The following is an 11,072-nucleotide window of genomic DNA, read 5'->3' on the forward strand; positions in this document are numbered from 1 at the left end:
GATGGCAGTATCAGCATGAATATTACAGAAGTGAATTGAAAAAGCATGGAATTATACAGTCAATGTCGCGTAAGGGCAACTGCTATGACAACAGTATTATGGAGACCTTTTTTGGTCGGATGAAAAATGAAATGTATTACGGAAGCGAAAAAGAATACACCTCGTTCAAGGTATTTGCTAAAGCAGTGAAAGAATACATTCATTATTTCAACAAGGAAAGGATTCAGAAAAAAACAAAATGGATGCCTCCCGAAATATATCGGGAAACATCCACTAATGCCATTTAACTAATTTATATGCGTCCAGTTTTTGGGGTACACATCATACGAGGACAGTCTCTCTTTCTGTGCTTATTCTTTTGGTTCCTGCTGCTTTGCCGTATAGGCATCGGCAATCCGTTCGCCTTCGCGGCGCATGGCAAGGACAACGGACTGAGGACTGGTGATCTTGACCCCAGGCCCCAGTGCAAAGATCCAGCCAAGGAACTGGCGGCTGACCGCCGCGGTGATCGTGACGGCTACGTGGTCATCATCGACAGGGGTGACGGGGATCTTCTTGCCAAAACGGTCGATGAAGACACCAATCAAATCATTTTCGAGTTCAACGGTGACATTTTCCACATCCCCGTCATACATTCCAAAATGATACTGTGTGTACTCCGGCATATCGATGCGGCGGTAGGCATCTCGGCCCAGTCGGCGGGTCCGCAGGATGCTGATATCCATCATCTTGTCCACGCGATAGTGCTTGAGCTTTTTATCAAGGGCATCATAACCAAGAAGATAATAGTTTTCGTTGTCCCACACAAGGCACCAAGGACTTACGGTGTAGGAAGAGCCATCCCGGCGTTTTTCCAGTTCCTTGTGGATGTTCCATTTGCAGTAGTGGAACTGAATCTGGTAATTTTCATTGATGGCCTTGAAAATCGTATCAATGGTCAGGTACGTACGTTTGTTGCTTGTCTTGATGCGGCCGAAAATGTAGACTTGGCGCTGCAGCTCCTGCCCTTCATAGTGGCTGACGAGCTTTTCGAGCTTGCGGATAAGGGTGTCCGATTTGTGCTCGTTGATGAATTTGGATGCCTGCACGGAATCGACGAGGAGCTTGACTTCCGGTAATTCAAAATCACGGCTTCCCAAATGATAGTTCCACGTGCGGCCTTCCTGCATGGCGATGATGTCCATGCCGTAGCGTTTGAGTTCCTTGAAGTCCTGATACAGCGTCTTGCGGTCGGCATTAACCCCCAAACTGTTGAGGCGTTCCGTGATATTTTGGAGCGTCAGGCTGTGCTGATCGTCAGTTTCTTCTTCAAAGATCTGCTTGAGGTAAAGCATTTTCAGCTTCTGGTTGGTTCCTTTTGTCACACTGATCCCCTCCTTTAAATCCCTGTCAACTTTTTTTCCATAATTATATCACAAAACAAAGGAAAAACATCAATTATTTCAAAAAATAAATAATAGTCTAAATACTTGAGCTTGTCAAGTAGGAATCATTCACAATTAACTAACAAAATGTGGAAGAAAAGCAGGGAAATAAAGGAAAGTTTACAACTAATCCATGGAGTCTTAACTTCTGGACTCCTTTAAACATGGACGTTCTTTTGGACACTATTTATTTAGACCGGATGGATATGAAAAAAAGAAACCCTATTCATGCCTCTATGGAAGATGAGAAAGGGAGATGCCATATCTTTTCTCTTATCCATTCCCATGATACAAGTGTCCAATCTAAAAAGGTGCCACGGAAAAACGATTGTCCTTATGAACGAGCAACTAGATAGCCCCTATTTTTAGGACATTATGGTATAATGAAACTATATTTGCATCATTCCGAAAGGATGGAATTTCATGGACGATACCCATCTCATTACCTTGTTATCCGGATTTTGTTTTGACTTTACTCATATGTTTGCTCCAGGAGGCCTCAAGGACGAGGAACTGGATGCGCTTTTTCCTCAGCTGCAGGCGGCTGAAGAAGGTCTTTCCTATATTCGCAGGGAAGGCAGGGCCTATCATCATCTTTCAAAAGATGGAGTTCCTGAGGCAGTTTATTTTACTCGTCTTCCCTATATCGCCGAAGACTATCCCAACACGCCGCAGCTCATGGCGCAGCTGGAAGCTTTTGGCAAGAAAGTATCCCAAGGGTTTGATGTGGTGCTCTTCAGTGGCGTAGGCGGTTCCTATTTAGGTGGTAAGGTCCTTTACGACTGCTACCAAAGCGAATTTTGGACGCATCATGATACGCCGGCACCCAAGGTCTTTTTCGTGGGCAACAATATGGACACGGAAGATATGAAGAATATTGGAGCTACCCTTCTTGCCATGGCAAATGCTGTCAAAGAACAGGAAGGGCGCAAGCTTCGCGTTATGCTCGTTCCCATCAGCAAATCAGGAACGACCATGGAACCGACGACAGGTTTTCTCTTCTTTTACGATCGCTGCCAAAAGCATGCGGATAAGATGGAGCTTTCCGTTACCGTCGTGACCGACCCGGCTCAAAAAGACGGACCACTCATGCGTCTTTCAAAGGCCTATGACTGGGAAGTGTTCCCCGTTCCTTATGGAATCGGCGGGCGGTTCAGCGTTCTTTCGACTCCGGGACTTATTGTCGCTGCAACTCTTGGAATGAATCTTTCTCAGTTGCTTGCCGGTGCTGCCAATATGGACGAAGTTTGCCGCGGCAGTGACTGGCGGCGCAATCCGGCCCTTTTTGGAGCGGCCGTGAAATATCTGGCCGCCCGGGATCATGGTGCTTCCATCGAAGTCTTCATGCCTTATGCGATGCGGCTTAAGGCGCTCGGGGAATGGTATGTCCAGCTGCTTGCTGAATCCTTGGGCAAGCGTGAGGATCGGAATGGCCAGACCGTCTTTTATGGCCGGACGCCCCTTGTTGCTATCGGTACGACGGATATGCATGCCCAGACCCAGCTTCACCAGGATGGAATCAGGGATAAAGTGGTTCAGTTCCTTTTTATTGATAGCCTAAAAGGAAAAATCCATCTTCATAATCCCTTCCCTGAAATCCAGTCGCTTCGGCCTTATGAAAATATGGATGTCGGGCGGGCCTTGGAAATTGCCATGGAAGCAAATGAAGAGGCCCTTATGAGCGACGGTCGCATGAGTGCCCTTTACCGGCTGCCCCAGCTTGATGAATTTTATCTCGGGCAAATGTTCTACTACCTCATGCTGAGCATTGCCTACGAAGGTGAGCTGGCCAATGTGGATGCTTTTGATCAGCCTGGCGTGGAAGTCTATAAAAAAATCATGAGAAGGAAACTAGGAAAATAATGGCGCAGGAGCAAAAATCGCTCCCTTTTGACGAACGGCGTGAGCCCATGAGTAAAAAAAGATTCAAGAAAAAAGGTCCTAAAGGTTCCTCACATTACTCCGCTCAATTCGGGTAATAGGGAACCTTTCCTATGACCGCCAATTGAAAATAAATCATGCTGAAGCCTTACCCTGAATTTGGGTCTTGATTTGGGGTAAGGCTCTTTTTTTTAGTTTGCTGCAGGATGGGTTGAATCGTTTCCGTTAGGCTTTTTCGCTTAGCACTTGATAAAATCACGAACGTTGGCTGTCCCCACCCTTGCCGTCTTCCCTATATTTCAAAAGACCAGCCTTTTAGAGAATCTCTATACAAGATAAGACAAGATAAGAGCCCTAAACCAAACCTGCGTCTACGTTTGGTTTAGGGCTTGCTTTTCAGTCTTTCTTTCTTTTTCTATCTTCCCTACCTCAGGACAATGTCCGCTTTCTTCGCGTGGTTCAGCTGGTTTCCTGTAATGAATCCTTGGTCATGCATATTTTCAAGGACCAGGTCCCGCCGCCTGCGGCAGGCTTCCATATCGTTATAGGGGTTGAGGTCCGTCGGCGCGTTGGGCAGGCCTGCAAGGACGGCACACTCCATGAGGGAGAGCTGCTTAGGTTCAATGCCGAAGTAATTTCGCGCGGCTCTTCTGATGCCTGTCGAGTGGTTACCAAAAAAAGTTGTATTAAAATACATCTCAAGAATCTCTTCTTTGGAATACCTGGCTTCGACGATGAGGGCGAGGCCAGCTTCCCATAGCTTTCGCTCCAAGGAGCGTTCCGGCGACAGGAGATTGTTTTTTACCAGCTGCTGCGTTAGAGTACTGCCGCCTTGGGCGACTTCGTCGTACTGAAGATTGACGAGCACGGCTCGCATGATGGCACTGGGATCGATGCCGATGTGGGAATAAAAACGCCGATCTTCTGTTGCGATGAGGGCCTGAGGAAGATAGGCGGGCATGTTATCAAGACTGACCCAGTCGCTTTTATCAATCCGTTCCTTTGCCACGTCCTTCATATGATAGGCAAGGTAGCAGAGTCGAAGGGGACGGGGCAGTTTCTTTCCTAGGTAGGGATACGAAAAAGATTCCATGAGGGGCGGCCGGCCCGCACTGGGTGTTGGTGCAGCAGGGACCATGACATACCAGAGGAGCCCGCTGAGGATGAGGGTGAGGATGAAGAGTAATTTTTTCATGGATGGCTCCTTTCCAAGGATGTTTATTTCTTTTTATTCTAATTCTACCTGAAAGAGGCCTAAAAATCCATGGGGAAGAGGGGAGAAAAAACTTGCAATATTTTTGCAAAATGACTAGTACCATGAGGGCCTGAGTACTATAATGTAGGCATCCTAAAAAAAGAGGAAAAAGAAAAGAAAAAAAGTATTGCAAACTTATACATAAAGACGTATAATATTGCAACATAAAGGAGGAGATAGTGCTTTATGGAAAATTTCGGGGGAATCATCCTTTTCCTTGAAGAGGCTTGGCAGACGGTACCGCAGCGATGCATCTGCTGAATTACCGAGGAATCTTGGAATTCAAGATTGCATGAATATTAATGATGATGCGAGTTCCGCACATGAGGAGGAAACAAGATGCAGATCAAAGGCGATGAAATGAATATCCTAGTTGAAGCCCTGCCATACCTGAGTGCTTTCAAAGGAAAGACCGTTGTTGTCAAATATGGCGGTAACGCCATGCTAAGTGATGACCTCAAAAACAAGGTCCTCCAAGACATTGTGTTCCTGCGCCTTGCAGGCATGCGTCCCGTTGTCGTTCATGGCGGCGGCCCGGAAATTACGGCTATGCTGAAGCAAGCAGGCAAAAAGAGCGAATTTGTAAGCGGCCTACGCGTTACGGACGCGGAAACGGTGGCTATTGCTGAATTGGCCCTTGTAGGACGCACCAATACGGACCTTGTCCGAAGACTGAACATCCTGGGTGGTAACGCCATCGGACTGAATGGCAAGGATGGCAAACTCCTTGAAGCCAAGAAACATTTGGCCGATGTTTATGAAGACGGGCAAGTGAACTTGGTCGATATCGGATTTGTGGGAACCGTGGACAAGATTAACACGGATCTTTTGAATCTCCTGATCCAAAATGACTATATTCCCGTCATTGCGCCGATTGGTCTTGGCGCCGATGGTGAGACCTACAATATCAATGCCGACAGTGTGGCCGGTGAAGTGGCAGGGGCCCTCAAAGCAGAAAAGCTTCTTATGCTCACCGATGTGCGCGGCATCTATGAAGACCATCATGATGAAAGTACTTTCCTTTCTACGCTGACCTTCGAAAAGGCACATGAACTGATTATCAAGGGAAGTATCGACGGCGGCATGATCCCTAAGGTCAAGGCCTGCATTACGGCCCTTTCCGGCGGGGCACACAAGACGCACATCATCGATGGGCGCCGGGAACACTCCATCCTTCAGGAAATCTTCTCCGATGAGGGTGTTGGTACGGAAGTCATTAAGGGCTGATGAGGGGGAGCAAGCATGAATACAAAAGAAATCATTGCAATGACGGAAGCACATTACCTTCCCGTCTTCGGCCGTTTTCCCATTGCCATTGACCATGGCGAAGGAGCAACCTTATATGATGCGGACGGCAAGGCCTATATTGACTTTCTTGCCGGTATCGCAACCAATGCCCTGGGCTATCATCATCCGGCAATTGTCAAGGCGGTATGCGAACAGACCCAAAAGGTTATGCATACGTCAAACTTGTTTTATACGGAAATCCAGGCCAAGGCGGCGCAGCAGCTTGCTGAAGTAACGGGCATGGACCGGGTTTTTTTTGCCAATAGTGGGGCCGAAGCCAATGAAGGAATCATCAAGCTTGCCCGCAAATATGGCAGCCGTAAGAACCCGGCAAAATTTCGCATCATTACGGCAAAGGATTCTTTTCACGGCCGCACCATGGAAACGCTGACCGCGACCGGTCAGGACCACTATCATGAAGGACTGACGCCTCTGCCTGAGGGTTTTACGTATGTGCCTTTCGGCGACCTTGCGGCCATCGAAGCCGTTATGGACGATGATGTATGCGGCGTCCTCATCGAACCGATCCAGGGCGAAGGCGGCGTCCATGTCCCAGCTCCGGGGTATCTTGAAGGGGTCAAGGCCTTGTGCGAGAAGCACGATGCCCTTTTCCTCCTCGATGAGGTTCAGACTGGTGTCTGCCGCACGGGCAAATGGTTTGCTTATATGCACAGCACCGTCAAGCCTGATGCTATGAGCCTTGCCAAGGCCATTGGCGGCGGGTTCCCCATGGGGGCCTTTGTCACGACGGAGCGTCTTGCCCATGTCTTTAAGCCGGGCGATCATGGCTCTACCTTTGGCGGCAATGCCATTTCCTGTGCCTCCTGCTATGCCACGCTCAAGACATTAAAGGAACTCCATATGGATGAAGCCGCTGCTAGGAAAGGTGATTATTTCCAAAAGGGCCTTAAGGCACTTCAAAAAAAGCATCCTGACAAGATTGCCGATGTGCGCGGCAAGGGGCTCCTGATTGGGGCTGAACTTTCAAAAGCCGGGGCCTGTCTTGTTGGACGTGCCTTGGAAAAAGGCTTTATCATCAACTGCACGGCAGGAAATGTTCTGCGTTTTGTTCCGCCCCTCATCATTACGGAAGGGGAAATCGATCAGCTCCTTCAATGTCTTGACGAGCTTTTGGCGGAATTCTAAGAAGAAAAAGAGGGAAGAAAATGGCCTTAAAAAATAAAGATTTGATTTCCATCCATGATTTGAGTGTTGGGGAAGTGGCAACCATCCTTGATGTGAGCCGCAAGCTGAAGAAAAAACAGAAAATGGGCGAACCTCATGAATACCTGAAAGGGAAGACCCTTGCCATGATTTTTTCCAAGGCGTCCACACGAACCCGGGTTTCCTTTGAAACGGGGTTCCATCAGCTGGGTGGTCATCCAATCTATATGAGTGAGGCCACAAGCCAGATTGGCCGCGGCGAGCCCGTCAAGGACACGGCCCGCGTCCTTTCCCGTTTTGTCGACGGCATCATGATCCGCACCTATTCTCATGAAGCGGTTAAGGAACTGGCAGCTTATGCTTCTGTTCCTGTCATCAATGGACTGACGGACTTGCTCCATCCCTGCCAGGCCCTGACGGACCTATTTACCATCATGGAGTACAAGGAAGTCCTCAAAGGCCGCAAGCTTGTCTTTGTCGGTGATGGCAACAACATGGCCCATTCCCTGATGTATGCCTGCGCCAAGGTGGGGATGAACATGGTCTGTGCAAGCCCCAAGGGGTACTACCCTGATCCGCAGGTCCTGAAACAGGCCCAGGAAGATGCCGCGCTGACAGGTGCTTCCATTACTGTCGAAGAAGACGTCATGAAAGCGGCTGAAGGGGCCGACGTCCTGTACACGGATGTGTGGGCTTCCATGGGCGAGGAGGCAGAGCACGAGGAAAGGGTAAAGAAGTTCCAGGGTTACCAGATCAATCAAGCCCTTCTTGATGTGGCTCGCCCCGATGCCATGGTGCTCCACTGCCTGCCGGCCCACAGGGGGGAAGAAATTACCGATGATGTCATTGAAGGACCACACTCTGCTGTCTTTGATGAAGCTGAAAACAGGCTCCACGTCCAAAAGGCCATTATGGCTTTGCTGATGAGCGATGAAGTCCTCTAATCCCTAGAAAGAAGGAGAACCCGATCATGAAGAAAAAAGACGAAATCAAAAAAGTTGTTCTTGCTTATTCCGGCGGTCTCGATACGTCCGTCATCATTCCTTGGCTGAAGGAAAACTATAATAACTGTGAAGTCATTACCGTAACGGCCGATTTGGGACAAGGCGATGATATGAGCTTTGTTCATGATAAGGCGTTAAAGAGCGGGGCTTCCAAGGCTTATGTTCTTGATCTGCGGGATGAATTCCTTCGCGATTATGCTTGGCCCATGGTCAAATCCGGCGCCGTTTATGAAAAGAAATATCTCCTGGGAACGTCCATTGCCCGTCCGGTCATTGCAAAGCATCTTGTTGAAGTGGCCCTGAAGGAAAATGCCGATGCCATCTGCCATGGTGCTACAGGTAAGGGCAACGATCAGGTTCGTTTTGAACTGGGCATCAAGGCGCTGGCTCCGCAGCTCCAGGTCATCGCTCCTTGGCGGGAATGGAACATCAAATCCCGTGAAGATGCCATCGATTTTGCCTCCGCCCATAATATCCCGGTTCCGGTCACGAAGAAAAAAGACTATAGCATGGACTGGAATATCTGGCATCTTTCCCATGAAGGCAGCGACCTCGAAGATCCGGCCAATGAACCCAATCCGGATATCTATATCTTCTCCGGTACCCCTGAAGGCGCTCCCGATAAGGACGAATATGTGGAACTGGAATTTGTTGAAGGGGTTCCAGTCGCCGTCAATGGCAAGAAGATGGAACCGGTGGAACTTCTCACCACCCTTAACGAAATCGGCAAGCGCAACGGCATTGGGATTGCTGACATGGTGGAAAACCGGCTGGTTGGCATGAAGGACCGCGGTGTCTATGAAACGCCGGGCGGTACCATCATCTATTATGCCCATAATGAACTGGAAAATATTTGCCTTGATCGGGCCACCTACAATTATAAGGAACAGATTGGCATTCGTTATGCAGAACTTGTCTATGACGGCATGTGGTTCTCCCAGCTGCGGGAAGCCCTCCAGGCCTTTGTCGATGAAACGCAGAAAACGGTGACCGGTACGGTCCGTCTGAAGCTCTATAAAGGCAATATCATTTCTGCCGGCACGACGAGCCCTTATTCCCTTTACAGCAAGGAATATGTCACCTTCGGCGAAGACGATGTATATGATCAGACCGATGCCAAGGGCTTTATCACCCTTTTTGGCCTGCCGTTGACGGTTCGGGCCCTCATGAAACAGGGGAAACTGAAATAAGATGGCAAAGTTATGGGGTGGAAGATTCAGTAAGGATACAAATGCCTTGGTAGACGCTTTCAACGCATCCATTGAGTATGATCAGCGCCTCTATCATGAAGATATCCGCGGCAGCATTGCCCACACGCATATGCTGGCCAAAACGGGCATCATTTCGGAAAGTGATGCCGAAAAGATCGTGAAGGGGCTTACGAGCATCCTTGACGATATTGAAAAGGGAACGTTCGAATTCAAGACCGAACTGGAAGATATCCACATGAATGTGGAAGCGGCCCTTACGGAACGCATCGGTGATGCTGGTGCTCGTCTCCATACGGCCAGAAGCCGCAATGACCAGGTGGCCCTTGACATGCATATGTACATGAAACGGGTTGTGACCGAAGTCATGGACCTTGTCATCCGCTTTGAAGAAGCACTTCTAATGGTGGCAGATAAAAATCAGGATACGCTTATGCCCGGGTACACCCATTTGCAGCGGGCGCAGCCCATTACTTTCTGCCATCATCTCTTGGCCTACTTCAATATGTTTCTGCGCGATTTCCGCCGCCTTGAAGGGGTGTGGAAAGGTGCGGACATCATGCCCCTCGGGGCAGGTGCCGTGGCGGGGACAACGCTTCCCATTGACCGCTTCCAGGTGGCCGAGGAACTCAATTTTGACGCGGTTTATGGCAACAGCATGGACGCTGTAAGCGACCGGGATTACCTCTTGGAATTTCTTTCTGCCGCGTCCATCCTCATGATGCACCTGTCCCGCCTCAGTGAGGAAATCTGTCTTTGGTCATCGACGGAATTTGGGTTCATTGATCTTGATGATGCTTTTGCAACGGGTTCATCCATGATGCCCCAGAAAAAGAATCCCGATATTTCCGAACTCGTTCGTGGCAAGACGGGGCGGACCTATGGTCACCTCATGGCCCTTTTGACAACGCTCAAGGGCCTGCCTCTTGCCTATAACAAGGATCTGCAGGAAGATAAGGAAGGTTTTTTTGACGCGGTTGATACGGTGAAGTTTTCCCTCACTGTTTTTCGGGATATGCTCCTTACTATGACGGTGAACAAGGATCGCATGGCCGAAGCTGTCCATAAGGATTATTCCAATGCGACAGACCTTGCTGATTACCTTGTCAAGAAAGGCCTGCCCTTCCGTAAGGCCCATAAAGTCGTTGGCGAAGCCGTGGCTTATGGCATCAAGCACCGCAAGTATCTTGTAGAGTTGACCTTGGACGAGTACAAACAGTTTTCGCCTCTTTTTGAAAAGGATCTCCTTGAAGCCCTGCGTCCAGAAAACTGCGTGGCTGCCCGTACGTCCTACGGCGGCCCTGCACCAAAGGAAAATGCTAAGCAACTGACCTTGGGCCGGTCACTTGTTGATGGGCAGAAGAAGACCCTTCATGAGTTGGTAACAAAGCGCTGAGCTTTTGTTATAGGAAAAGGCTTACCTTTTCCGCAAACACAATCATCTGGCACCTTGAAATAAAGGGGACCGGGAGTGTCCATTTCCTCGTGTCCACATGAGCCTCCTTCCGTAGGAAAATAAAGGTTCTTTGTCAAATGTTGGGGTGCCCCACAACTAAATCGCCTTTTAGGAACTCGGCAAGGCATTTGCCGAGTTCCTTTTTTGCCAATTCACATAGAGAATCCGGTTCCTAAATCTGTTGAAATCACGCATTCCAAATGCAACTCTCTTAACCGTCTTAATCAGGTTGTTACAGCCTTCTGTGAATCCATTGGAGTATGGCTGGATAATTGCTTGAATAATTGCAGCCTCCCAATCTTTAAAAGATCTTAAAATCCCTTTAAAAGCATCTAAGTTGTAGCCCATTACCATAGCTAACCATTTGTTTAGCTCCCGCTTCGCAGCCAATTC

10 protein-coding genes are annotated in these 11,072 nt (G+C 48.8%); 7 read left to right on the forward strand and 3 right to left on the reverse strand.

From position 1 onward, the window contains the following. Positions 1 to 287, forward strand: a 287-nt coding sequence (locus H503_RS0110455; RefSeq protein ID WP_026385636.1) for an IS3 family transposase, incomplete at its 5' end; no start/stop codon positions are given. A gap of 63 nt (positions 288 to 350) precedes the next feature. Here the strand turns inward: H503_RS0110455 and H503_RS0110460 are convergent. Continuing rightward, entirely contained in the window at positions 351 to 1,364 is a 1,014-nt protein-coding gene (locus tag H503_RS0110460) for a helix-turn-helix transcriptional regulator (protein WP_016460008.1), read from the reverse strand. A 483-nt stretch (positions 1,365 to 1,847) separates the two neighbouring features. Here H503_RS0110460 and H503_RS0110465 point away from each other — a divergent pair, with 483 nt between their 5' ends. Continuing rightward, complete coding sequence (locus H503_RS0110465) at positions 1,848 to 3,287, forward strand: hypothetical protein (protein WP_009016372.1); 1,440 nt, start codon at positions 1,848 to 1,850, stop codon at positions 3,285 to 3,287. A gap of 442 nt (positions 3,288 to 3,729) precedes the next feature. On the opposite strand, the gene H503_RS0110475 is transcribed toward H503_RS0110465, so the two are convergent. Then, entirely contained in the window at positions 3,730 to 4,500 is a 771-nt protein-coding gene (locus tag H503_RS0110475) for a transglycosylase domain-containing protein (RefSeq protein WP_009016373.1), read from the reverse strand. A gap of 399 nt (positions 4,501 to 4,899) precedes the next feature. Here H503_RS0110475 and argB point away from each other — a divergent pair, with 399 nt between their 5' ends. From argB to argH, 5 genes are read left to right on the forward strand one after another with little or no spacing between them, the layout of a single operon-like run. Beyond that, the gene (argB, locus tag H503_RS0110480) at positions 4,900 to 5,787 is read left to right on the forward strand and encodes an acetylglutamate kinase (protein ID WP_009016374.1); all 888 of its coding nucleotides are present in this window, start codon (positions 4,900 to 4,902) and stop codon (positions 5,785 to 5,787) included. A gap of 15 nt (positions 5,788 to 5,802) precedes the next feature. After that, positions 5,803 to 6,993, forward strand: coding sequence for an aspartate aminotransferase family protein (locus tag H503_RS0110485; RefSeq protein WP_009016375.1), 1,191 nt, complete (start codon positions 5,803 to 5,805; stop codon positions 6,991 to 6,993). Between the two features lie 20 nt (positions 6,994 to 7,013). After that, positions 7,014 to 7,955 (forward strand): ornithine carbamoyltransferase, encoded by a 942-nt coding sequence (argF, locus tag H503_RS0110490; RefSeq protein ID WP_009016376.1) that lies wholly within the window; start codon positions 7,014 to 7,016, stop codon positions 7,953 to 7,955. Positions 7,956 to 7,981: 26 nt separating this feature from the next. Continuing rightward, positions 7,982 to 9,205, forward strand: a complete 1,224-nt coding sequence (locus H503_RS0110495) for an argininosuccinate synthase (protein ID WP_009016377.1) — start codon at positions 7,982 to 7,984, stop codon at positions 9,203 to 9,205. A 1-nt stretch (position 9,206) separates the two neighbouring features. Next, on the forward strand, positions 9,207 to 10,619 hold the full coding sequence (argH, locus tag H503_RS0110500; RefSeq protein WP_009016378.1) for an argininosuccinate lyase: 1,413 nt from the start codon (positions 9,207 to 9,209) through the stop codon (positions 10,617 to 10,619). Positions 10,620 to 10,787: 168 nt separating this feature from the next. On the opposite strand, the gene H503_RS0110505 is transcribed toward argH, so the two are convergent. Next, positions 10,788 to 11,072, reverse strand: a 285-nt coding sequence (locus H503_RS0110505; protein ID WP_162141343.1) for a transposase, incomplete at its 5' end; no start/stop codon positions are given.

This window comes from Acidaminococcus intestini DSM 21505, from assembly GCF_000425045.1.
Lineage (GTDB): Bacteria > Bacillota > Negativicutes > Acidaminococcales > Acidaminococcaceae > Acidaminococcus > Acidaminococcus intestini.